At 58.9% G+C, this 23,124-nt stretch carries 23 protein-coding genes and 1 pseudogene; 14 read left to right on the top strand and 10 right to left on the bottom strand.

Annotated elements, in window-relative coordinates; genetic code table 11:
* The first annotated feature begins 31 nt into the window (after window positions 1-31).
* A complete protein-coding gene (locus tag ACA070_RS26835; protein ID WP_497448997.1) occupies window positions 32-709 on the top strand; it encodes a TetR/AcrR family transcriptional regulator in 678 nt (225 codons plus the stop codon).
* 101 nt (window positions 710-810) lie between these two features.
* Here the strand turns inward: ACA070_RS26835 and ACA070_RS26830 are convergent, their stop codons facing one another.
* The 3 genes from ACA070_RS26830 to ACA070_RS26820 all read right to left on the bottom strand — a co-directional run bounded on the left by ACA070_RS26830 (window position 811) and on the right by ACA070_RS26820 (window position 3,163).
* On the bottom strand, window positions 811-1,665 hold the full coding sequence (locus tag ACA070_RS26830; protein WP_497448996.1) for a shikimate dehydrogenase: 855 nt from the start codon (window positions 1,663-1,665) through the stop codon (window positions 811-813).
* A gap of 5 nt (window positions 1,666-1,670) precedes the next feature.
* Window positions 1,671-2,111, bottom strand: coding sequence for a type II 3-dehydroquinate dehydratase (gene aroQ, locus ACA070_RS26825; RefSeq protein ID WP_497448995.1), 441 nt, complete (start codon window positions 2,109-2,111; stop codon window positions 1,671-1,673).
* 140 nt (window positions 2,112-2,251) lie between these two features.
* The gene (locus tag ACA070_RS26820) at window positions 2,252-3,163 is read right to left on the bottom strand and encodes a LysR family transcriptional regulator (RefSeq protein WP_497448994.1); all 912 of its coding nucleotides are present in this window, start codon (window positions 3,161-3,163) and stop codon (window positions 2,252-2,254) included.
* A 106-nt stretch (window positions 3,164-3,269) separates the two neighbouring features.
* Between ACA070_RS26820 and ACA070_RS26815 the strand changes: the two genes are divergently transcribed.
* A complete protein-coding gene (locus ACA070_RS26815) occupies window positions 3,270-3,473 on the top strand; it encodes a tautomerase family protein (RefSeq protein WP_438658142.1) in 204 nt (67 codons plus the stop codon).
* A gap of 59 nt (window positions 3,474-3,532) precedes the next feature.
* On the opposite strand, the gene trmA is transcribed toward ACA070_RS26815, so the two are convergent.
* Together trmA and ACA070_RS26805 are read right to left on the bottom strand one after the other, a co-directional pair.
* A complete protein-coding gene (gene trmA, locus ACA070_RS26810) occupies window positions 3,533-4,612 on the bottom strand; it encodes a tRNA (uridine(54)-C5)-methyltransferase TrmA (RefSeq protein WP_497448993.1) in 1,080 nt (359 codons plus the stop codon).
* Window positions 4,609-5,904, bottom strand: coding sequence for an NCS2 family permease (locus ACA070_RS26805; RefSeq protein ID WP_497448992.1), 1,296 nt, complete (start codon window positions 5,902-5,904; stop codon window positions 4,609-4,611). Before ACA070_RS26805 ends, trmA begins: the two co-directional genes overlap by 4 nt.
* A 214-nt stretch (window positions 5,905-6,118) precedes the next feature.
* Between ACA070_RS26805 and ACA070_RS26800 the strand changes: the two genes are divergently transcribed.
* Together ACA070_RS26800 and ACA070_RS26795 are read left to right on the top strand one after the other, a co-directional pair.
* Window positions 6,119-6,577 carry a DUF4879 domain-containing protein gene (locus ACA070_RS26800; protein ID WP_497448991.1) on the top strand — a complete coding sequence of 153 codons (459 nt, stop codon included), beginning with the start codon at window positions 6,119-6,121 and terminating at the stop codon, window positions 6,575-6,577.
* Window positions 6,578-6,644: 67 nt separating this feature from the next.
* On the top strand, window positions 6,645-7,196 hold the full coding sequence (locus tag ACA070_RS26795) for a DJ-1 family glyoxalase III (protein WP_497448990.1): 552 nt from the start codon (window positions 6,645-6,647) through the stop codon (window positions 7,194-7,196).
* A gap of 6 nt (window positions 7,197-7,202) precedes the next feature.
* Here the strand turns inward: ACA070_RS26795 and ACA070_RS26790 are convergent.
* Window positions 7,203-7,295, bottom strand: a pseudogene (locus tag ACA070_RS26790) (HigA family addiction module antitoxin); the annotation flags it as partial.
* A 106-nt stretch (window positions 7,296-7,401) separates the two neighbouring features.
* Between ACA070_RS26790 and ACA070_RS26785 the strand changes: the two are divergent.
* Genes ACA070_RS26785 through ACA070_RS26775 form a run of 3 tightly spaced genes read left to right on the top strand, consistent with a single transcriptional unit; the run spans window position 7,402 to window position 11,119 of the window.
* Complete coding sequence (locus ACA070_RS26785) at window positions 7,402-7,935, top strand: (2Fe-2S)-binding protein (RefSeq protein WP_497448989.1); 534 nt, start codon at window positions 7,402-7,404, stop codon at window positions 7,933-7,935.
* On the top strand, window positions 7,932-8,918 hold the full coding sequence (locus tag ACA070_RS26780) for an FAD binding domain-containing protein (protein ID WP_497448988.1): 987 nt from the start codon (window positions 7,932-7,934) through the stop codon (window positions 8,916-8,918). The genes ACA070_RS26785 and ACA070_RS26780 overlap by 4 nt, the downstream gene beginning before the upstream one ends.
* On the top strand, window positions 8,918-11,119 hold the full coding sequence (locus ACA070_RS26775; RefSeq protein ID WP_497448987.1) for a xanthine dehydrogenase family protein molybdopterin-binding subunit: 2,202 nt from the start codon (window positions 8,918-8,920) through the stop codon (window positions 11,117-11,119). Before ACA070_RS26780 ends, ACA070_RS26775 begins: the two co-directional genes overlap by 1 nt.
* On the opposite strand, the gene ACA070_RS26770 is transcribed toward ACA070_RS26775, so the two are convergent.
* Window positions 11,116-12,354 (bottom strand): MFS transporter, encoded by a 1,239-nt coding sequence (locus ACA070_RS26770; RefSeq protein WP_497448986.1) that lies wholly within the window; start codon window positions 12,352-12,354, stop codon window positions 11,116-11,118. The two genes, ACA070_RS26775 and ACA070_RS26770, sit on opposite strands and share 4 nt — an antisense overlap.
* A gap of 484 nt (window positions 12,355-12,838) precedes the next feature.
* Between ACA070_RS26770 and ACA070_RS26765 the strand changes: the two genes are divergently transcribed.
* From ACA070_RS26765 to ACA070_RS26755, 3 genes are read left to right on the top strand one after another with little or no spacing between them, the layout of a single operon-like run.
* Entirely contained in the window at window positions 12,839-14,278 is a 1,440-nt protein-coding gene (locus tag ACA070_RS26765) for a cytochrome ubiquinol oxidase subunit I (protein WP_497448985.1), read from the top strand.
* A gap of 3 nt (window positions 14,279-14,281) precedes the next feature.
* Window positions 14,282-15,289, top strand: coding sequence for a cytochrome d ubiquinol oxidase subunit II (gene cydB / locus ACA070_RS26760; RefSeq protein ID WP_497448984.1), 1,008 nt, complete (start codon window positions 14,282-14,284; stop codon window positions 15,287-15,289).
* Between the two features lie 57 nt (window positions 15,290-15,346).
* A complete protein-coding gene (locus ACA070_RS26755; protein WP_497452028.1) occupies window positions 15,347-15,514 on the top strand; it encodes a DUF2474 domain-containing protein in 168 nt (55 codons plus the stop codon).
* A 77-nt stretch (window positions 15,515-15,591) separates the two neighbouring features.
* On the opposite strand, the gene ACA070_RS26750 is transcribed toward ACA070_RS26755, so the two are convergent.
* Entirely contained in the window at window positions 15,592-16,716 is a 1,125-nt protein-coding gene (locus ACA070_RS26750; RefSeq protein ID WP_497448983.1) for a methyltransferase, read from the bottom strand.
* A 188-nt stretch (window positions 16,717-16,904) separates the two neighbouring features.
* Window positions 16,905-17,615 carry a helix-turn-helix transcriptional regulator gene (locus tag ACA070_RS26745; protein ID WP_497448982.1) on the bottom strand — a complete coding sequence of 237 codons (711 nt, stop codon included), beginning with the start codon at window positions 17,613-17,615 and terminating at the stop codon, window positions 16,905-16,907.
* A gap of 342 nt (window positions 17,616-17,957) precedes the next feature.
* Here ACA070_RS26745 and ACA070_RS26740 point away from each other — a divergent pair, with 342 nt between their 5' ends.
* A complete protein-coding gene (locus tag ACA070_RS26740) occupies window positions 17,958-18,734 on the top strand; it encodes a ferredoxin--NADP reductase (protein WP_497448981.1) in 777 nt (258 codons plus the stop codon).
* A 46-nt stretch (window positions 18,735-18,780) separates the two neighbouring features.
* Here the strand turns inward: ACA070_RS26740 and mscL are convergent, their stop codons facing one another.
* Entirely contained in the window at window positions 18,781-19,194 is a 414-nt protein-coding gene (gene mscL, locus ACA070_RS26735; protein ID WP_497448980.1) for a large-conductance mechanosensitive channel protein MscL, read from the bottom strand.
* A 286-nt stretch (window positions 19,195-19,480) separates the two neighbouring features.
* Here mscL and katB point away from each other — a divergent pair, with 286 nt between their 5' ends.
* The 3 genes from katB to radA are packed head-to-tail and all read left to right on the top strand — an operon-like array spanning window position 19,481 to window position 23,037.
* On the top strand, window positions 19,481-21,022 hold the full coding sequence (gene katB, locus ACA070_RS26730; RefSeq protein ID WP_497448979.1) for a catalase KatB: 1,542 nt from the start codon (window positions 19,481-19,483) through the stop codon (window positions 21,020-21,022).
* 59 nt (window positions 21,023-21,081) lie between these two features.
* Window positions 21,082-21,624 carry an ankyrin repeat domain-containing protein gene (locus ACA070_RS26725; protein WP_497448978.1) on the top strand — a complete coding sequence of 181 codons (543 nt, stop codon included), beginning with the start codon at window positions 21,082-21,084 and terminating at the stop codon, window positions 21,622-21,624.
* Window positions 21,625-21,669: 45 nt separating this feature from the next.
* On the top strand, window positions 21,670-23,037 hold the full coding sequence (gene radA / locus ACA070_RS26720; RefSeq protein ID WP_497448977.1) for a DNA repair protein RadA: 1,368 nt from the start codon (window positions 21,670-21,672) through the stop codon (window positions 23,035-23,037).
* Window positions 23,038-23,124 lie beyond the last annotated feature (87 nt).

Raw genomic sequence — 23,124 nt, 5'->3', positions numbered from 1 at the left:
CAGCCTGTGCAGTGATGGCCGTGAGCCCGCAATGACGATAACTTCAGAACTCTCCGCAGCGCCCGCCGAACCCAGCGCCGGGCCGCGCAAGAGTCGCAAGAACAACCCGGAAAAGACCCGCGAGAACATCCTTCAAGAGGCGATTGTCGAGTTCGTCCAGCAGGGGCTTTCCGGTGCTCGCGTCGATGCGATCGCCGAACGCATCCACACCTCCAAACGCATGATCTATTACTACTTCGGCAGTAAAGAACAGCTCTACGTCGAGGTGCTGGAGAAACTCTACGGTGACATCCGCAATACGGAAAACCATCTGCACCTGGCCGAACTGGCACCGGTGGAGGCGATTCGGCGGCTGGTGGAGTTCACCTTCGATCACCACGATCGCAACGTCGATTTCGTGCGCATCGTCAGCATCGAGAACATTCACAACGCTGAATACGTGAAGCGCTCCGACGCGATCAAGGCGATGAACAACACCATCCTCGATTCACTGGGCGTGATTTTGCGTCGCGGTGCCGAAGAAGGCGTGTTCCGCGCTGGGCTTGAGCCGCTGGATGTACATCTGCTGATCAGCTCGTTCTGCTTTTATCGCGTGTCGAACCGCCATACCTTCAGTGAGATCTTTCAGATCGACTTGCCGGACGAAAGCATCAAGCAGCGTCATCGGGAGATGATCTGCGAGTCGGTTTTGCGTTATTTGCAGGCTTGACGCCTTCGTCGGAATGCCGCCCAGACCAAGCCTCGCTCCTACAGGAATGTGGTGACCCGTAGGAGCGAGGCTTGGTCTGGGCGGCATTCCGACGAAGCTTTTCAGCCATTCATGCTCTGAAAATGTTCCAGCATCCGCTGCACATCCGGCACCACACCGCTAAACAACTCAAACGCTTTCACCGCCTGAAACACCGCCATGTTGCCGCCATCCAGCGTCCGGCAACCCAGGGCGCGGGCGTTGCGTAGCAGTTCGGTTTCCAGCGGAAAATAAACAATCTCCGCCACCCACAACTCAGCCCGAAGCAACTCCACCGGCACCGGCATGCCCGGCAGTTTTTTCATGCCCATCGGCGTGGTGTTCACCAATCCATCCGCCTGGCCCAACGTGCTCGGCAAATCATGCCCCGCCACGGCCCGGCCAGCGCCGAAGTGTTGATTGAGATTGTCCGCCAGCACCTGCGCGCGGCTGATCTCCACGTCGAAAATACTCAGCAGCTGTACGCCTTCACTCAGCAACGCGTGGGCCACCGCCGCACCTGCGCCGCCAGCGCCCATCTGGACCACACACTTGCGGGCAACGTCCTTCAATCCCCGACGAAAACCTTCGGAAAAACCCAGGCAGTCGGTGTTGTGGCCGATGCGCTTGCCGTCCTTCAGCACCACCGTGTTCACCGCCCCGATGCCGCGAGCTTCTGCCGACAATTCGTCGAGCAGCGGGATGATCGCCTGCTTGCACGGAAAGGTGATATTCAGGCCGGTGAAGTTCATGCGCTCGGCGGCCATCAACAGATCGGGGAGGGCGCTGCTGTCGAGTTTCAACTGATCAAGGTCGATCAAGCGATAGAGGTAGCGCAAACCCAGGGCATCACCTTCATGCTCATGCAGCGCCGGGGTGCGGGAAGCCTGGATGCCGGCGCCGATCAGCCCGGCCAATACCGCGTTGTTCTGAGTCACGGTGTTCACCCCTTCAAACGTTGGCTGAAATAATCCAGCGCCAGGCGATAACCGTGGCTGCCGAAACCGGCCATTACCGCAGTGGCGATGGCTGAAACGAAGGAGTGATGCCGGAAGGGCTCGCGGGCGTGAACGTTGGACAGGTGGACTTCGACCACCGGCAATTCGCTGGCGATCAAGGCATCGCGGATCGCGACTGAAGTGTGTGTCCAGGCCGCCGGGTTAATGACGATTCCGGCGCAACGGCCACGGGCCGCGTGAATCCAGTCGAGCAATTCGCCTTCGTGGTTGGTCTGGCGAAATTCCACCGCCAGGCCGAATTCTTCGGCAGCGCGTCCGCACAGCGCCGAGATGTCTGCCAAAGTTTCGTGACCGTAAGTCGCCGGTTCGCGAGTGCAGAGCAGGTTCAGATTCGGGCCGTTGAGCACCAGAACGATAGGGGACATCGAAGTCTCTCCACTTATTATTTTTGGAATGGGCTGGGGGGTTCAGCCTGTGGAGATAAATTGTACTAGCTGGTTAGTTCGGTCAATTGGAGAGCGCTTTCATTGAGGTTTTGTGTGCGGTGATCGGACAGTCTCAATGCTTATCGCGGCAGATGCTCGACCAGAAAATCGATAAATGCCCGCAGTCTCAGCGGCATATGGCGGCTTTGTGGATAGAGCAGGGTGAACGGCCGGGAGCGTCCGCCATAAGATTTGAGCACTTCCACCAACGAGCCATTGGCCAGTTCGTTTTCGACGATGAAGCGATAGGTTTGAAACAGTCCCGCCCCATGTTTGGCCAACGTTACGCCACCGAGCACATCGTCAGAACAACTGAAGCTGCCCTCGGCCAGAATCTCCCGCGGTGCGCCGTTGTCGTTGAACAGCCAGGCAATGCGTCGACCGCTGCTGGGCAGTTCGTACTGAATGCATTCGTGCTGTGCAAGGTCGTCGAGGTTTTGTGGGACACGCGCGCGCTTCAGGTAATCGGGGCTGGCAATCATCACCAGCGCGGCGTCCTCAAGGTGCCGGGCGATGAGGCCGGAATCCGGAATCGCCCGCACGCGTATCGCCATGTCATAACCTTCACCGACGAAATCGATGTTGCGATTGCTGATGTGCGACTCGACTTTCACGTCTGGAAAGCGCGCCCGAAACGCCGGCAGCAACGGCAAGATCCGATGATGCGCATAGGTCGTGGGAATACTGATGCGCAGTGTGCCGGACGGTTGCTGTTGCTGGCCCATGACCTCGCGCTGAGCCTCGACCAACTGAGCCAGTGCCTGACGACATTCCTCGTAATAGCGGCGGCCACTGTCGGTCAGCTTGACGCTGCGGGTAGTGCGCGCAAACAGCCGAACGCCCAGGCGTTCTTCCATGCGCGACACCGAACGACTCACGGCGGCCGGTGTTACGCCGGCCACCAGTGCGGCCGCGGTAAAGCTGCCGGCCTCGGCCGCGAGGCAAAACAGTTCGATGCTGCCCAACTGAAGGTCGTCGAATACTCGCTGCATGATTGATGACACCGGGGATCAAATGAGGGACTGCGTCACTGTAGATGAAATCATCGGAGCAGTGCTTTACTTGGCCGGCGTCTCATTTGATCACAGGAGCAGCATCATGCCTTTCGTCAGCGTACGAATCACCCGTGACGGCGTCACCCGGGAGCAGAAAGCCCAGGTCATCGCCGAAATCACCGACACCTTGAAACGCGTTCTCGGCAAGCCACCGGAACTGACCCACATCGTGATCGAGGAAGTCGATACCGATAACTGGGGTTATGCGGGCATCACCACCACTGAGTATCGGAAGCAGCCGAAGTGAATTTTCGGAGCTACAAAAAAGCCGTCGTATGACGGCTTTTTTATAGCTGCAACTGCCACTCAACGACGAGTCAACAACACCCCGGATTCCATGTGATGCGTCCACGGAAACTGGTCGAACATCGCGCACTGGGTGATGCGATGGGTGTCGTGCAACTGGGCGATGTTGGCCGCCAGGGTTTCCGGGTTGCAGGAAATGTAGAGGATGTTGTCGAAGCGCCGGGTCAGTTCGCAGGTGTCCGGGTCCATGCCGGCACGAGGCGGGTCGACGAAGACGCTACCGAACTCGTAGCTCTTCAGGTCGATGCCGTGCAAGCGACGGAACGGGCGGACTTCGTTCAAGGCTTCGGTCAGCTCTTCGGCGGACAAACGCACCAGGGTGACGTTATCCACAGCGTTTTCGCTGAGATTGCTCAGTGCGGCGTTCACCGAAGTCTTGCTGATTTCGGTGGCCAGCACTTTGCGCACGCGGGTCGCCAGCGGCAGGGTGAAGTTGCCGTTGCCGCAATACAGCTCCAGCAAATCGTACGGGCGATCGCCGAGGGCGTCGTAAGCCCAGTTGAGCATCTTCTGGTTCACGGTGCCGTTGGGCTGAGTGAATGCGCCTTCGGGCTGGCGGTAGCTGAATGTGCGGCCCCCGACGTCCAGTTTCTCGACCACGTAATCCTGGCCAATCACTTCGCGTTTGCCTTTCGAGCGACCGATAACGCTGACGTTCAGGTCGGCGGCCAGTTTCGATGCCGCCGTGTGCCAGTGTTCGTCCAGCGGGCGGTGATAGCACAGGGTGATCATCGCATCGCCGGCCAGGGTCGTCAGGAACTCCACCTGAAACAGCTTGTGGCTCAGCGCCGCACTGGCTTTCCATGCTGCCTTGAGCTGCGGCATCAGCTCATTGATGCGCAGGCTGGCAATCGGGAACTCTTCGATCAGGATCGGCGTGCGTTTGTCTTCCTGGGAAAACATCGCGTAATGACGATCGCCGCCTTCGCGCCACAGGCGGAATTCGGCACGCAGACGGAAATTTTTCAGCGGCGAGTCAAACACCGCAGGTTCCGGTGCATCGAACGGGGCCAGCAGGTCGCGCAGGCGCGTGACCTTTTCTTCGAGCTGAGCGGCGTAGGCCTGGGAATCAAAAGTCATGCGTTGAACCAACCCAACTTGATCACAAACAGAATCGACAGAATCACCAGCGCCGGGTTCAGCTCACGGCCGCGTCCGGACAGCAGTTTGATCGCGGTCCAGGAGATGAAACCGAAGGCGATGCCGTTGGCGATGGAATACGTGAACGGCATGGCCAGCGCGGTGATCACGACCGGTGCGGCAACGGTGATGTCATCCCAGTCTATTTCGGCCAGGCCGGATGTCATCAACACCGCGACGAACAGCAGCGCCGGTGCGGTAGCGAATGCCGGGACGCTGGCGGCCAATGGCGAGAAGAACAGCGCCAGTAGAAACAGAATCGCTACCACGACGGCGGTCAGGCCGGTGCGGCCACCGGCACTCACGCCGGCGGCGGATTCGATGTAGCTGGTGGTGGTCGAAGTGCCGAGCAGCGAACCGGCCATAGCCGCGGTGCTGTCGGCGATCAGGGCGCGCCCCATTTTCGGCATGTGGCCGTCCTTGCCCATCAGGCCGGCACGCTTGGCGACGCCGATCAGGGTGCCGGAGTTGTCGAACAGGTCGACGAACAGGAAGGCGAAAATCACGCTGACCAGACCGATGTCCAGCGCACCCTTGATGTCCAGTTGCAGGAAGGTCGGCGCCAGGGACGGCGGCATCGACATCACGCCGCCGAACGGGGTGAAGCCCAATGCGATGGACGCGATGGTCACCACCAGAATGCCGATCAGCACCGCGCCGCGTATGGCGAGCGCTTCGAGGGCGACGATCAGGGCGAAGCCAAGGGTGGCGAGGATCGGAGCGGGTTGTTTCAGGTCACCGAGGCCGACCATGGTCGCTGGGTTGCTGACCACGATGCCGGCGTTATGCAGGGCGATCAGCGCCAGGAACAGGCCGATACCGGCGGCAATCGCCGAGCGCAGTGGCAACGGGATGCTGTTGATGATCCATTCGCGGATGCGGAAGATCGACAGCAGAAAGAACAGCACCGCCGAGATAAACACCGCACCCAGCGCCACTTGCCAGGTATGGCCCATGTGCAGGACCACGGTGTAGGTGAAGAAGGCGTTCAGGCCCATGCCCGGCGCGAGCGCGATCGGGTAGTTGGCGATCAGGCCCATTACGGTGGAGCCGATGGCCGCTGCCAGACAGGTCGCGACAAACACCGCGCCCTTGTCCATGCCGGTCTCCCCGAGAATGCTCGGGTTGACGAACAGAATGTAGGCCATGGCCAAGAAGGTCGTGATGCCCGCCAGAATCTCGGTACGCACGTTGGTGTTGTGTGCCTTGAGTTGAAACAGCCTTTCCAGCATGTCTGCTCCCCGTGGCGCGCCCGGCGCCGTGAATGTATCGACCTCAACAGCAAAGCACAGGCCGTTGAAGGCGCCTGGTAATTTTCTGCAGGTCGGAAAAAGCCGCGCATCATACCAGCAGCGTGGGGCTGTGGCTGCTTATGGCTGCGATCGTCGCCGATGTTTTGCCGTAAAGCGAACTGAGCCATACTGCGCGCTGGTTTTGGGGGGCGTTATGGATTGCATTAAAAAGTGTGGGGCAGCGGTTATTGGCGTCGCGATGGCGTTGTTGCTGGGGGCGCAAACTGCCTCGGCGGCGATGGCTCCACGATTGAGTCAGTTGAAAGTGGTCAAGGTTGAATCGCCGGCCTGTGGTTTTGAAAACATTGCCGAAGGGCAGACCCAGACGAGTTGCGACCACAGAGGTCCGGGCATCAAGGTCTATGTGCTGGAAGTCGGCTACGGTAGTCCTAGTCCGCATGTCGCGCTGGATGGTTTTGAAGTGGACGGCACCCGGACGCCGGTGTGTGCCTTTCAAACCGGCAACCTGACCGAGTGCACGCCTGGGGCAAAAACCGTCGGTTATCTGTATATCTTCAATCTTGGGGGCAAGCAGGACGGGATTTTCACGTTCAGCAACACCTCGATCAATGCACCGAGCGATAAGCTGTCCACCCAGCTTTACATCAAGTAACGCCTGCGCTCGAACAAGGGTCGGGAAAGCTGACTACGCTTTGAAGATCATCCTGTGGACCGTGCCCATGACCTTTAGAGCTTTGATTACCCTCGCCGAGGGCATCGATGACCTGCAAACCGTCACCCTGATCGATGTGCTGCGCCGCGCCAAGGTTGAAGTGGTAGTGGCGAGCATCGAGGGCCGACGCATGATCACTTGTGCCCGTGGTTCCCGCTTGACCGCCGACGCGATGCTGGTGGATTTGCTGGCCCAGCCGTTCGACCTGATCGCTTTGCCCGGCGGTGAAGTGGGCTCACAACACCTCGCCGCCCATCAACCCCTGCAACAGTTGGTCAAGGACCAGGCCTCCGCCGGGCGTCTGTTCGCCGGCATCGGTGAATCCCCGGCGCTGGCGTTGCAAGCCTTTGGCGTATTACGTCAGCGGCGCATGACCTGCCTGCCTTCGGCCAGCCATCAATTGTCGGGCTGCAATTTTGTTGACCAGCCTGTGGTGGTCGACGGCAACTGCATCACCGCGCAGGGATCGGGTGCGGCACTGCAGTTTGCCCTGTCGCTGGTGGAGCAACTCTGTGGCAAAACCACGCGCACTGCAGTGGCGGGGGAATTGGTGGTTTGAAAAACCTCAGGCGTGAATGGCGATGGGCTCGATAAACGGTTGCTCACGATGCTCCGCTTGCCAGAGGTCGTAGTCGGCCTGAATTCCTGACCAGACTTTCTACGCCCATCAATTCCCTTGAACGCTCACCCCAAGGTGAAGTCGTACCCCTTATGACGGTGGTTGACCAAAACGCCGCGAATGTACGACCTACCGTGAGGTGTTTATGAGCGTGACCACTCCCGACGCTGCGCAGCCTTCCTATGCCCTTCATCCGCTCCACCTGACCCTCAATGGTCAGGAGCGGCAGCTTGAGGTCCTGCCCTGGACCACGCTGCTGGATCTTTTGCGAGAGCAACTGGACCTGATCGGCACTAAAAAAGGCTGCGACCACGGCCAATGCGGTGCTTGCACGGTATTGCTCAATGGCAAACGGGTGAATGCCTGCCTGACACTCGCGGTGATGTGCAACGACGCCGAGTTGACGACGATTGAAGGGTTGGCGAACGGCGACGAATTGCACCCGATGCAGCAGTCATTCATCAAGCACGATGCTTTTCAATGCGGCTATTGCACTCCGGGGCAGATCTGCTCGGCGGTGGGGCTGGTTAATGAAGGACGGGCGCAGACCACTGAACAGATTCAGGAACTGATGAGCGGCAACCTTTGCCGTTGCGGCGCCTACAGCAACATCCGCGATGCCATCGAAGAGGCACTACCCGCGTGCCGTCAGCGGAACGTTCAGGGAGATGGCCAATGAACCCTTTCCATTACAGCAAGCCGGATTCGGTGCAAGACGCCGTGCATCTCGCCGGTCCGGCATCGCGCTTCATTGCCGGCGGTACGAATCTGCTGGATTTGATGAAAGAGAACCTCACTCGCCCCGAACATTTGATCGACATCACCGGGTTGCCTTTGCGCGACGTGAGGGAAACGGCCAGCGGTGGTGTGATGATTGGCGCCCTGGTCAGCAATGCCGACCTTGCCTGGCACCCGCTGATTGAACAGCGCTACCCTTTATTGTCCCAAGCGATCCTGGCAGGTGCATCGCCGCAGTTGCGCAACATGGCCAGCACCGGCGGCAATCTTCTGCAACGCACTCGCTGCTATTACTTCTACGACGCCAGCGTGCCGTGCAATAAACGTGAACCCGGTAGCGGCTGCCCGGCGCGGGACGGTCTCAACCGTATCCACGCAATCCTGGGCGCCAGTGCGCAGTGCGTTGCGACTCATCCTTCGGACATGTGTGTGGCGTTGGCTGCGCTGGAAGCTGTGGTCCACGTACAAGGTCGCAACGGCACGAGAACCCTCGCGTTCGCCGATTTCCACCGGTTGCCGGGCGATACGCCGGAGCGCGATAACCAACTGGCCGACGACGAACTCATTACCGCGATCGAATTACCTGCCACCGGTTTTGCCGAGTACAGCCATTACCTGAAAATTCGTGATCGTGCGTCCTATGCCTTTGCCCTTGTTTCGGTGGCTGCAGCGCTGGACATACAAGGTTCAATCATCCGCGAGGCGCGACTGGTGCTCGGTGGTGTGGCCCATAAACCCTGGCGTGACACTGCCGTCGAACACTTTCTGGCAGGCAAAACCGCCAACCCTGAAACCTTCGCCGAAGCGGCGGACAGGCTGCTGCAAAACGCCGAACCGCTCGAACACAACGCCTTCAAAGTCAAACTCGCACACCGGGCAATCGTCCGCGCCCTGAGCGATGCCGCACGGGGAGGACAAGTCTGATGAACACATTCACTTTGCCCGTGGGCCAGCCACTGGATCGGGTCGACGGTCATCTCAAAGTCACCGGTCAGGCCCGCTATGCCGGGGAGTTCTCTGAAGACGGCTTGCTTCACGGCAGCGTCGTTTCCGCCACTATCGCTTGTGGACGGGTGCTCAGCATTGATGCGTCCGAGGCGCTGGCTTTGCCCGGTGTCGTCGCAGTGATTGATCACCTCCATCGCCCGGAAATCGCCAGCTACGACAAGTCTTATGAAGACGCCGACTCGGCTGACGGTTCGCCGTTTCGTCCGTTGTACAACGACCGGGTCCTGTACAGCGGCCAGCCGCTGGCATTGATTGTCGCGGATAACCTGGAGCTGGCGCGACATGCCGGTTCGTTGGTAAAGATCGAATACGGCACAGAGCCCCATCAAACCGATCTGCTAAACCTGCAAGGCGAAGCCAAACCTGCACCCGCCGAACTGCCCAAGCCTCGTGGGAATTTTCAGGCCGGGTTTGCCGGCGCGGCCATCAGCCTTGATCTGAACTACAGCACGCCGATCGAACACCACAACCCGATGGAACCCCATGCCAGCACGGTGCTGTATCAGGCCGATGGCAGTCTGCACATCCATGACAAGACACAAGGACCGCAGAACTGTCAGTCCTATGTGCAAAAGGTATTCGGGCTGGAGAAAGAGCAGGTCAGGATTTTCGCCGCTTATGTCGGCGGGGCGTTCGGTTCCGGCCTGCGTCCGCAATATCAGCTGCCGCTGGCGGTCATGGCGGCGCTGCATCTCAAGCGTTCGGTGCGCGTTACGTTGACGCGTCAGCAGATGTTCACCTTCGGCTATCGGCCGCGCACCTTGCAACGTTTGCAATTGGGTGCGGCGGCCAACGGTCGCCTGCTCGCGGTCGCCCACTGCGCTATCGGCCAGACCTCGCGTTTCGAAGATTTCACCGAGCACGTGGTGGAGTGGAGCGGCATGCTCTACCACTGCGACAACGTGCAGCTGACCTACAAACTGGTGCCGCTGGACGTGTTCACGCCGCTGGACATGCGTGCTCCGGGCGCCGCGCTAGGTTTGATTGGCCTCGAATGTGCGATGGACGAACTGGCCTGCGCATTGGCAATCGATCCGGTGCAGTTGCGCCTGATCAACTACGCCGAGCGCAATCAGAACGAAGACAAACCGTATTCAAGTAAAGAGCTGCGCGAGTGTTACGCCCAGGGCGCGCAACGTTTTGGCTGGGACAAGCGCAATGCCGAACCGCGCAATATGCGCCGGGGCCGGCAACTGGTGGGTTGGGGCATGGCTGGCGGTGTCTGGGAAGCGATGCAACAAAAGGCCAGCGCCAAGGCATCACTTGATCACCGCGGCAAACTGACGGTCAGCAGTGCGACCACGGATATCGGCACCGGCACTTATACGGTGATGACGCAAATCGCTGCTCAGGCGTCAGGCGTTTCCGTGAGGGATGTCACCTTTGTCCTCGGCGACTCTTCATTACCGACCGCACCGTTGCAGGGCGGATCGTTCACTGTGTCGTCGGTAGGTACCGCCGTTCAGCAGGCCTGCGAGGCGTTAAAGGAAAAATTGCTCGCGGTGGCGCGACAGACACATCCGGCGTTCAGCAGTGTGACCACGGAGCAAGCGGTTTTCGAAGAAGGGCAATTGTCCTTCGGTGAGGCACGTGTGAGTTTGGCCGATCTGGCGCGGGACAGTGGCGAAGACACCCTCGACGTCCAGGTCGACGCCGAGCCGGACAAGAAGCGCGATGCCTATGCTACCGCGACCCATTCGGCGGTGTTCGTCGAAGTGCTGGTCGATGAGGATTTGGGCACGGTGAGGGTCAACCGAGTGGTCAGCGCGATTGCTGCAGGTCGAGTGGTCAACCCGAAGATGGCCCGCAGCCAGATTCTCGGTGGTGTGGTGTGGGGCATCGGGATGGCATTGCACGAGGAGACGCAAACCGACCATGCATTGGGTCGTCACATGAATCATAGCCTGGCCGAGTACCACATCCCGGTAAACGCAGATATCGGCGACATTGATGTGCTGTTTGTCGAAGAGCATGACGAGATCGTCAACGCTCTCGGTTCCAAGGGCGTCGGCGAAATAGGGATCGTCGGGGTCGCGGCGGCGGTAGCCAATGCGATCTATCACGCCACCGGGAAGCGGGTGCGGGACTTTCCCATCACCCTCGACAAACTGCTTTAGACCCTGGCCTCCTCCACCGGCACATGCATGCGGTCGCGGTTGGCCAGGGTCGGGAACAGTTTGATCCACGCCCCAGTCACCACCAGCGTGCCAATCCCACCCATCACCACCGCCGGCACGGTGCCGAACCAATGGGCAGTGACGCCGGATTCGAATTCGCCCAGCTGGTTCGAAGCACCGATGAACAAACCATTCACGGCGCTGACCCGGCCGCGCATTTCGTCCGGGGTTTCCAGTTGCACGAAGGAGGCGCGGATCACCATGCTGATCATGTCCGCCGCGCCCAACACCACCAGCACGGCCAGGGAAAACCAGAACGAGGTCGAGAGGCCGAACGCGATGGTCGCGACGCCGAACACACCGACGGCCGTGAACATCACCCGCCCGACCTTGCGCTCCACGGCAAAACGCGCGAGGTACAGCGACATCAGCAACGCACCGACTGCCGGGGCCGAGCGCAACAGGCCCAGGCCCCATGGGCCGGTCAACAGGATGTCCTTGGCGAACACCGGCAGCAGCGCCGTCGCACCACCGAGCAGTACCGCAAACAGATCCAGGGAAATCGCCCCGAGAATGTCCGGGCGACTGCGAATGAAGCGGATACCCGCGAGCAATGAATCCAGGGTCGCCTTGCCCTTGTTCAGCGGCGTTTGCCGGGCCGGCAGGTTGAGCATCAACAGGCAGGCAATGATGTAGAGAATCACCGTCGGGCCGTACACCCAGACACTGCCGAAGGCATAAAGCAAACCGCCCAGGGCCGGGGCGACGATGGTGGCTGATTGTTGAGCCGACTGCGCGGCGGCGACGGCGCGGGGGAACAGCGCGCTGGGCACGATGCTCGGCAGCAAGGCCTGGGTGGTCGGCATCTCGAAGGAGCGCGCGGCGCCTAGCAGGAACGCGAGGATGAAGATCATCTCCCGGGTGACATGATCGGTCGCGCTGCCGATGGCCAGGGCCAATGCGATCAACGCTTGCAAGGACTGACAGATCGCCGCGACCTTGCGCCGGTCATAGCGGTCTGCGACATGCCCGGTGTGCAGCATGAACAGCACCCGCGGGGCAAACTCCACCAGCCCCACCAAACCCAGGTCGAGCACATTGCCGGTCAGTTGATACAGATTCCAGCCGATGGCCACGGTGAGCATCTGAAAACCGCTGGCGGTAAACACCCGAGCCAACCAGAACGCGATAAAAGGACGGTGATGACGTAACAGCAAGGGCGCTTGGCTGGGCATCTGGGGGAAAGTCTTGAGCGAGGGGAGGGGCGAGATTATCACCAACCTGTAACCAGAAGTTGCAGGCTGGAAAATTTAGTTAGCTAGACACCGATCCCTAAAAAACGCAGAAAACACCTGTGGGAGCGAGCCTGCTCGCGATGACGGCGTATCAGTCGATACTTCTGCCGCCTGACACACCGCTTCGCGAGCAGGCTCGCTCCCACAGGTAATGTGTTTCAGGTCATGAGCACAGCTATGAGGCAACCTGTCACGCGTCAAAAGACCACACCGTCCATCGTCAAAAATGGGACTACTCTTTTAACCATTGCTTGATCCAGATCAAGACCCTTGTGGAAATGATCCGGCGGCCAGATGGCCAGACTCCCTACGTTGTGATGTTTGTAAAAAAAGAACGAATTCAAATTCGCCACACTCCATATCCGTGGGGGCAGTGGGTGCAGGCCGCAAGCCTTCAGCCGATATTACTGACAGAGGAAGACTTATGTTCGGTTTGGAGGCGCTTGATCTCGCCCGAATTCAGTTTGCGTTCACCATCTCGTTCCACATCCTGTTCCCGGCCATCACCATTGGCCTGGCGAGTTACTTGGCGGTACTCGAAGGCCTGTGGCTGAAGACGAACAACGACACTTACCGCGATCTGTACCATTTCTGGTCGAAGATCTTTGCCGTCAACTTCGGCATGGGCGTGGTTTCCGGGTTGGTCATGGCCTATCAGTTCGGCACCAACTGGAGCCGCTTCTCGGACTTCGCCGGTTCCGTGACCGGGCCGTTGCTGACGTACGAAGTCCTGACAGCGTTCTTCCTTGAGGCCGGTTTCCTTGGCGTCATGCTGTTCGGCTGGAACAAGGTCGGGCGCAACCTGCACTTCTTCGCCACGGTCATGGTCGCCATCGGTACGCTGATCTCGACTTTCTGGATTCTCGCCTCCAACAGCTGGATGCAAACCCCGCAGGGGTTCGAAATCATCAATGGCCAGGTCATTCCAACCGACTGGTTTGCAGTGATTTTCAACCCGTCATTCCCCTACCGCCTGATGCACATGGCAACCGCCGCGTTCGTCGCGACTGCCTTCTTCGTCGGTTCTTCGGCGGCCTGGCACTTGCTGCGTGGCAAGGACAACCCGGCGATTCGCACCATGCTTTCGATGGCCATGTGGATGGCCTTGATCGTGGCGCCGATTCAGGCCGTCATCGGTGACTTTCACGGTCTCAACACACTCAAGCATCAACCGGCGAAAATCGCCGCGATCGAAGGGCACTGGGAAAATCACGGCGATGAGCCGACCCCGCTGATTCTGTTCGGCTGGCCGGACATGAAAGAAGAACGGACCAAATTTGCCGTGGAAATTCCGTACCTGGGCAGCCTGATCCTGACGCATTCCCTAGACAAACAGGTGCCGGCGCTCAAGGATTTCCCGCCTGAAGACCGGCCGAATTCGACCATCGTTTTCTGGTCGTTCCGGATCATGGTGGGCCTGGGCATGCTGATGATCTTCACCGGTCTGTGGAGCTTGTGGCTGCGCAAGAGTGACAAGCTGTACACCTCGCGACCGTTCCTCTACCTGGCGTTGTGGATGGGCCCGTCCGGCTTGATCGCGATCCTCGCCGGTTGGTTCACCACTGAAATCGGCCGTCAGCCGTGGGTGGTCTACGGCCTGATGCGCACGGCGGACGCGTCCTCCAATCACAGCTTCATGCAGATGAGCATCACGCTGATCCTGTTCGTGGTGGTGTATTTCGCACTGTTCGGTGCCGGTCTGGGCTACATGATGCGCCTGGTGCGCAAAGGGCCGAAGATCGACGAAGGCGCGGAAACGCCCGAGGGTGGTCCAGGCAAGAAACGCACGCCGGCCCGTCCGCTGTCCGCAGCCGACGATTCCGCCGACGACGACCACGATCCCAGCCTGACCAAGGAGATTTGAGTCATGGGTATTGATCTTCCGCTGATCTGGGCCGTGATCATCATCTTCGGCATCATGATGTACGTGGTCATGGACGGCTTCGACCTGGGGATCGGGATTCTCTTCCCGTTCATCCCGGGCAAGACCGACCGTGATGTGATGATGAACACCGTCGCCCCGGTCTGGGACGGCAACGAAACCTGGCTGGTACTGGGCGGCGCGGCGTTGTTCGGCGCGTTCCCGCTGGCCTATTCGGTAGTGCTCTCGGCGCTGTACCTGCCGCTGATTTTCATGCTGATCGGGCTGATTTTCCGTGGCGTGGCGTTCGAGTTCCGCTTCAAGGCCAAGGACGACAAGCGCCATCTATGGGACAAGGCATTCATCGGTGGTTCGATTGCCGCCACCTTCTTCCAGGGTGTGGCGCTGGGTGCATTCATCGATGGATTGCCGGTGGTCAACCGCCAGTTCGCCGGTGGTTCACTGGACTGGCTGACGCCGTTCACAATGTTCTGCGGTGCGGCGCTGGTGGTGGCCTATGCGCTGCTGGGCTGCACCTGGCTGATCATGAAAACCGAAGGCAAATTGCAGGAACAGATGCATGATCTGGCGCGGCCGTTGGCGTTTGTATTGTTGGCGGTGATCGGCATCGTCAGTATCTGGACCCCGCTGGCCCATGCCGAGATCGCGGCGCGCTGGTTCACGCTGCCGAATCTTTTCTGGTTCCTGCCGGTGCCGATTCTGGTGCTGGTGACCCTGTACGGTCTGATCCGCGCCGTGGCTCGCAATGCGAACTACACGCCGTTCCTGCTGACACTGGTGTTGATTTTCCTTGGCTACAGCGGTCTGGGCATCAGCCTGTGGCCCAACATCGTGCCGCCGTCGATCTCGATCTGGGACGCCGCTGCACCGCCGCAAAGCCAGGGTTTCATGCTGGTCGGTACGCTGTTCATCATCCCGTTCATCCTGGGTTACACCTTCTGGAGCTACTACGTATTCCGCGGCAAGGTGACCCACGAAGACGGTTATCACTAGTACACACGATAACGGCGCAGGGCCGAATCCTGCGCCGTTTCAGAGGAGGTCACGATGATGGCTGGCAAACATTCCCTTGAGGAAATCAAGGCAGCAGAGAAGAAACCGCTTTTGCAGCGGCTCGGTTGGTTGGCCTTGATCTGGGTCGGTAGCGTGGGCGCCCTGTTTATCGTGGCGAGCCTGATGCGCATGTTCATGAATGCCGCAGGTCTGTCCACGCACTGAAACACCCGCATTCCCATCCCGTTGCCTTGCGGCACGGATTCAAACCCTCCTGTCATGAGGGTTTTTTTTATCTGCGATTATTTGCGTGCTTTGAGAATGACGAATTTCGGCGTGGCCGCCACTTGCTCTACGCCACGGAACAGCCGCGCGAGCTTGCTGTGGTAACCCAGGTGGCGGTTGCCGACGATGTACAGCGCACCGCCTGTCACCAAGGCTTCACGCGCCTGCTGGAACATCCGCCAGGCGAGAAAATCGCCGACGACTTGTTGCTGGTGAAACGGTGGATTGCACAGCACCACGTCCAGCGATTGCGCCTCTTGCCCGGCCAGGCCATCGCCGGCGCGCACGATTACGTCGCGATCACCGAGCGCAGCGCGCCAGTTTTCGGCGGCCGATTGCACTGCCATGAACGACTCGTCCACCAGCGTGTAATGGGCATCTGGGTTTTGCAGAGCGCTGGCGATTGCCAATACGCCGTTACCGCAACCGAGGTCGGCGACGCGCGCTGTGCCGAGGTTCTGTGGCAAGTGTGGGAGAAATGCTCGTGTGCCGATGTCCAGCCCTTCGCGGCAGAACACATTGGCGTGGTTCAGCAGTTCGATCGCCGGTGTGTCGAGTTGATAGCGTGAAGGGTAGGGGGACACGGCTGGGGTTTTGGCTTCAGGCGTTGCGATCAGCAGCCGGGCTTTTTTGACCGCCAACGAGGCTTGCACCGGGCCGATGTAACGTTCCAGAAGATCACCCGCGGCGCGCGGCAGATGCTTGACCATCGCTGCCGCAATCACCTGAGCGCCCGGAGCCAGTTGGCTTTGCAGACGAATCAGTTGCTCTTCCAGCAAGGCCAGGGTTTTCGGCACCCGGATCAACACACGGTCAAACGGGCCGGTGAATGCTTCGTTCGCCGGAACAACCGGCACCGCATCAAATGCCTGGCCGTTGCGGATCAGATTCTTTTCCAGACCCTGGAAGGCCAGGAACGAGTCACCGCTGCTGGTCACCAGGACTTTTCCCGCAAGGCTCGCTGCCAATGCGCCGAAGCTATCGTTGAGCACCAGTACTCGGGTGTCCGCGCCCGGCTGCTGCTCGGCCAGATGATTGAGCAGGTATTCGTCTGCGGCATCGAAAGCTTGCAGCGGTTCGTTCTGCTGTTCTGGCTGACGGATCAGATCGAGTTGGGCAAAGGGTGTTTCGAGCAGGGGCATGAGGCGGGGCTCTGGGTAGTCAACGGGTGTGGTGTCCCGCTACCTGAGGCGTTGTAGCGGGCGGGGCCGTCCGAGCGGACTGCGACGTGATGTTTCACTCGTCATCACTCTGGAGGAACCGCAAATGGTACGTTTTTTTCTTTTGGAATACTCGCGGGTTTTTCGTCCTCGGTTTTCAGGCGTGCTGCTCAGATCATGTTGGCCCTGGCGGCTTTTATGACGGCGGCGAGCTTGTTGTTGACGCCCAATTTCTTCATCGCGGTGCCGACATGGAAACTTATAGTGCGCTCCGAGACGTTGAGGATTGTGGCGATTTCCCACGCCGTCTTGCCATCGGCCGACAGTTTCAGTACCTCGATCTCGCGTGCCGTTAAATGGGGTTCGCGGGGATCCTCCATGCGTGCAGGCAGCTTTTCAGCGATGAATTGATGCAGTTGGTGGATGATGAAGATCGTGTAACCTAATTTTTCATACAATTCACAGGGGGTGATGGGGCAGTTGCGTCTGGCCAGGCTGAGCATGCTGCGCAGCCCATTGTTGCCATGAATCGACTGCGACCAGCCATACTGCAAACCGACTTGTTTTTGTATTTGCCACAGCGTTTGTGCCTTCGAGTACTCCTTCTCTTCCCATACAATGGGCAATGTTGAACGATTGCAATGGGCCAGTATCGGATCTACATCGCTGAAGTGGTTTTCATCATATTTCTCGTTCAAGACGGTTGGGTAGTTGTTAAGATTCACTCTGTCGAAGTGCGGGCCTCGTGAGTGAGATGTTATTGAAAAGGCACAAAAATTAAAGCCAAGGTTCTTAACGAGGTTAAGTGACATCTCGAAGGCCGCCGAAATATCCCTCGCGTTAGATATCTTGTGAAATTGTGATTCCTTCCACATATCCATTGGTGTAACTCCATGTGGGCATCCTGGGGGTGCAAATTGGATCCGAAATCCAGCACGCCACGAGTGTAGGAGTATTCCTACACATGCGTTGCAATTTTTTCGCTCTTGAAACCACTGAAAAATAAATAACTAGTTCTTAGCCCGGAGGAGGCAGGTTTCATGACGTACACCATTCAATTATTTAAACTTGTTTTGTACCTTCTGGTTAATGTTTAGCGACGCCCAATATCAAACGCAGTAATGACCGTAAAAAGGCGCGCTGCGCAAAGCCACTACAAATCACCGGTGTTTACATTCCCCACTTTGCGGGACACTGGGGGCATCTGTTGAATGGAGCAGCCCATGACTGCCAGTGCCGAAAAATTCACTCGCCAGACCCTGACCGACGTTCATCCATTGACCCCCAACCTGTTCACGTTGCGGGCCACCAGAGATGTCGGCTTTCGTTTTCGCGCAGGGCAATTCGCCCGGCTTGGCGTGACCCGAAGCGATGGCAGCACAGTGTGGCGTGCCTACTCAATGGTGTCCTCGCCCCATGACGAATTTCTCGAGTTCTTTTCCATCGTCGTGCCTGGCGGGGAGTTCACCAGTGAACTGAGTCGGCTGGAGGTCGGCGATACGCTGCTGGTCGACCGTCAGGCCTTTGGTTACCTGACGCTGGATCGTTTCGTCGATGGCCGCGATCTCTGGTTGTTATCCACAGGCACGGGCGTGGCACCGTTTCTGTCGATCCTGCAGGACTTCGAAGTGTGGGAGAAGTTTGAGCGGATCATCCTCGTCTACAGCGTACGCGAGTCTCGCGAGCTGGCTTATCAGGAGCTGATAGCGGGGTTGGCACAGCGCGACTATCTGGCCGAGTACGCGCACAAGTTGCAGTTCATCGCCACCGTTACGCGCGAGCAGCACCCCGGCGCCTTGAACGGGCGAATCACTACGCTGATAGAAAATGGCGAACTGGAGCGGGTGGCAGGGGTGGCGCTGACGGCCGAGCACTCGCGAGTCATGCTTTGCGGCAACCCGCAGATGATCGATGACACGCGCAAGTTGCTCAAGCAACGCGACATGCACTTGAGCCTCAGCCGACGACCTGGCCAGGTAGCGGTGGAAAACTTCTGGTAAAAAAAAACGGCGCCCCGAAGGCGCCGTTTCTGCATGCAGCCAGCCTTCAGGGCTGATTGTTCTGGGCTTTGAGCAGATCACGGATCTCGCTCAACAGCTCTTCTTCCTTGGTTGGAACCGGCGGCAGGGTTGGCGCAACGGCCTCTTCGCGTTTCAGACGGTTGATGGCTTTGACGCCCATGAAGATTGCGAACGCAACGATGATGAAGTCGATCAGGCTCTGGATGAACTTACCGTAGGCCAGCATCACCGCCGGGACCTCCCCGTTGGCTGCCTTGAGCGTAACGGCCAGGTCACTGAAGTCCACCCCACCGATCAGCAGGCCGATTGGCGGCATCACCACGTCCCCGACAAACGATGAAACGATCTTGCCGAACGCGGCGCCGATGATGATACCGACGGCCATGTCGACCACATTACCTTTGACCGCGAAGGCCTTGAACTCACTTATCACGCCCATAGGTTATTTCCTTGTTACAGATGAGGTTGGTGGATCGCAGTGTAATTCAGCAGGACGGCTCTTGCTCGAAACACCGTCTTACAATGCTCGTGTTTATCGACACATTTGCCGCCAATTAGTTTTCAAAGTGCCACCATTCGCGCGGGAACTACGCGCTAACAAGCTGATTAGCCACACAATTTTCTGAATCATCGCATTACGTTCTTTCTATTTATGTTCTGCGGTCCGGGCCTCTAGCCTCTGGGCAGCGCACTTGGAGTGCGCCTTGAAAACAGAGGAACCTGATATGACTTCAACCATTGGCCTCGGGGCTTTTCCCCATCGGAGTACCCTTGGCGTGTTAACCGCCAGCCTGCTGTCCTTCTCCGTCCATGCTGCGCCACTGACCCGCGATAACGGTGCTGCCGTCGGCGACAACCAGAACTCGCAGACCGCCGGCGCCAACGGCCCGGTGCTGCTACAGGACGTGCAGTTGATCCAGAAGCTCCAACGCTTTGACCGTGAACGAATTCCCGAGCGCGTCGTGCATGCCCGCGGCACCGGTGCCCACGGCACCTTCACCGTGACGGAGGACCTGAGTGACCTGACCAAGGCCAAGGTGTTCGCTGGTGGGCAGAGCACGCCGGTATTTGTGCGTTTCTCGGCGGTGGTCCACGGCAACCATTCGCCAGAAACCCTGCGTGATCCCCGGGGCTTTGCTACCAAGTTCTACACGGCGGACGGCAACTGGGACCTGGTCGGCAACAATTTCCCGACCTTCTTCATTCGTGATGCCATCAAATTCCCGGACATGGTCCACGCCTTCAAGCCGGACCCGCGTACCAACCTGGACGATGATGCCCGCCGCTTCGATTTCTTCTCTCATGTACCAGAGGCTACCCGCACCCTGACGGAGTTATATTCCAATTCCGGCACACCGGCCAGTTATCGGGAAATGGACGGTAATGGTGTTCATGCTTACAAGTTGGTTAATGCCAAGGGTGAAGTGCACTATGTGAAGTTCCACTGGAAAAGTCTGCAGGGGATTAATAATCTCGATCCAAAAGCAGTCACCAAAGTTCAAGGTCAAGACTACAGTCATATGACCAATGACCTGGTGAGTCATATTAACAAGGGTAACTTTCCGAAATGGGACTTGTACGTCCAGGTGTTAAATCCTCAAGACTTGTACAAGTTTGATTTTGATCCATTGGACGCAACCAAAATATGGCCCGGAGTTCCTGAGCGAAAAGTTGGACAAATGGTGTTGAACCGTAATCCGGCAAATGTCTTCCAGGAAACGGAACAAGTTGCCATGGCACCGGCCAATCTTGTTCCAGGTATCGAGCCTTCAGAAGATCGCTTGTTGCAGGGCCGGGTGTTCTCTTATGCCGATACTCAACTGTATCGCCTGGGCGCCAATGCACTGCAATTGCCGATCAATGCACCCAAGGTCGCCGTGAACAACGGTAATCAGGATGGCGCGATGAACATCGGCCACAGCAGCAGCGGTGTTAATTATCAGCCGAGCCGTTTGCTGCCGCGTGACGAGCCGCAAGCCGCGCGGTACAGCCAGTTGGCCCTGTCGGGCAGCACGCAGCAGGCGAAGATCCAGCGTGAGCAGAACTTCAAGCAGGCCGGCGATCTGTATCGCTCGTTCAGCAAGAAAGAGCGCAAGGACTTGATCGAGAGCTTCGGCGGTTCACTGGCCACCACCGATGAAGAGAGCAAGCACATCATCCTGTCCTTCCTTTATAAGGCCGACCCGGAATACGGGAGCGGGGTGACCAAGGTGGCCAAGGGGGATCTGAGCCGGGTCAAGGCACTGGCGGCCAAGCTGGCTGATTGATCACGTTTGCCTGAAAAGCGGGGCCTCTAACGAGGTCCCGTCAGACCAAGGAGCTTGCCATGCGTTTTTGTCTATCGTTGTTAATGGCGTGCGTTTCGTTCAGCGTCTTCGGCGGGCCGGCCGAAGATCCAGCAGCGCTGAAGGTTCAACTGCAGGATTACTACTTCGACGCCGCCCGCCGTGGCGATGTGCCGATGCTCGATACCTTCATCGAGGCCGGTTACTCCCTCGATACCCGCGACGGCAAGGGATACACCGCGCTGATACTTGCCGCCTATCACGGCCAGGCAGCCACCGTGGACCGTTTGCTCGCGGCTGGGGCCGACGCTTGCGCGCAGGATCAACGCGGCAACACCGCCCTGATGGGCGCCATTTTCAAGGGCGAAATCCAGATTGCCAAAACCCTGTTGGCCGCTCATTGCAGCCCCGACCAACGTAACGGCGCCGGCCAGACTGCCGCGATGTATGCCGGATTGTTCAAACGGGTCGAATTGCTGGATGAGCTCAAGGCCAAGGGTGCCGACCTGAATGCCGAAGATCCGTTGGGCAACAGCGCCGCGCGTCTGGCCAAGGGTGAAATCCGCACAGCAGCGCCGCGCTGATCCGCTTCAGCTGAGCTATCATCGCGGTTTTTGCCGGGAGTTCAGATGGCCAAGGCCAAGCGCATGTACGGCTGCACCGAGTGCGGCTCAACCTTCCCCAAGTGGGCCGGCCAGTGCGGCGAGTGCGGGGCCTGGAACACGCTGACCGAAACCATGGTCGAGAGCGGCGGTGCCGCACCACCCAGCGGTCGCACCGGTTGGACCGGCCAACAGGCACAGATCAGGACCCTGGCCGAAGTCAGCGTCGAAGAGATTCCGCGTTTCTCCACCGCGTCCAGCGAGCTCGATCGGGTGTTGGGTGGCGGCCTGGTGGATGGTTCGGTGGTGTTGATCGGCGGTGATCCGGGCATCGGCAAGTCGACCATTCTCCTGCAAACCTTGTGCAACCTCGCCAAAGTCATGCCGGCGCTGTACGTCACCGGCGAAGAATCCCAGCAGCAAGTGGCCATGCGCGCCCGCCGTCTCGGCTTGCCTCAGGATCAGCTGCGGGTGATGACCGAAACCTGCATCGAAACAATCATTGCCACCGCCCGGGTTGAAAAGCCCAAGGTCATGGTGATCGACTCCATTCAGACGATCTTCACCGAACAATTGCAATCGGCACCGGGTGGCGTGTCGCAGGTTCGGGAAAGTGCGGCGTTGCTGGTGCGTTATGCCAAGCAGAGTGGCACCGCGATTTTCCTGGTCGGCCACGTGACGAAAGAAGGCGCATTGGCCGGGCCGCGCGTGCTGGAGCACATGGTCGATACGGTGCTGTATTTCGAAGGCGAATCCGATGGGCGCCTGCGATTGCTGCGTGCGGTGAAAAACCGTTTCGGTGCCGTCAATGAATTGGGCGTGTTCGGCATGACCGACAAGGGGCTGAAAGAAGTCTCCAACCCGTCGGCGATTTTTCTGACTCGTGCGCAGGAAGAAGTGCCGGGCAGCGTGGTCATGGCGACGTGGGAAGGGACGCGGCCGATGCTGGTGGAAGTTCAGGCGCTGGTGGATGACAGCCACTTGGCGAACCCGCGTCGGGTCACGCTGGGGCTGGATCAGAATCGCCTGGCGATGTTGCTGGCGGTGCTGCATCGTCACGGCGGGATTCCGACTCACGATCAGGACGTATTTCTCAACGTGGTCGGTGGGGTGAAGGTGTTGGAAACGGCCTCCGACCTGGCGTTGATGGCGGCCGTCATGTCCAGTTTGCGCAACCGGCCTTTGCCGCATGATTTGCTGGTGTTCGGTGAAGTCGGGCTGTCGGGAGAAGTGCGCCCGGTACCGAGTGGCCAGGAACGTTTGAAGGAAGCCGCCAAGCACGGCTTCAAACGCGCGATCGTGCCCAAGGGCAATGCGCCCAAGGAAGCGCCGCCGGGGTTGCAGATTATTGCCGTGACCCGTCTGGAACAGGCCCTCGACGCCTTGTTCGAATAACCTTCCAGATAGAACACAAACCCTGTGGGAGTGAGCCTGCTCGCGATAGCGGTATGCCAGTCGACATAAATGGTGAATGTCAGATCG

Source organism: Pseudomonas sp. LBUM1678 (assembly GCF_059695575.1).
Note: the sequence above shows the minus strand (reverse complement) of the source record. Positions and strands in the feature narration are given on the sequence as shown.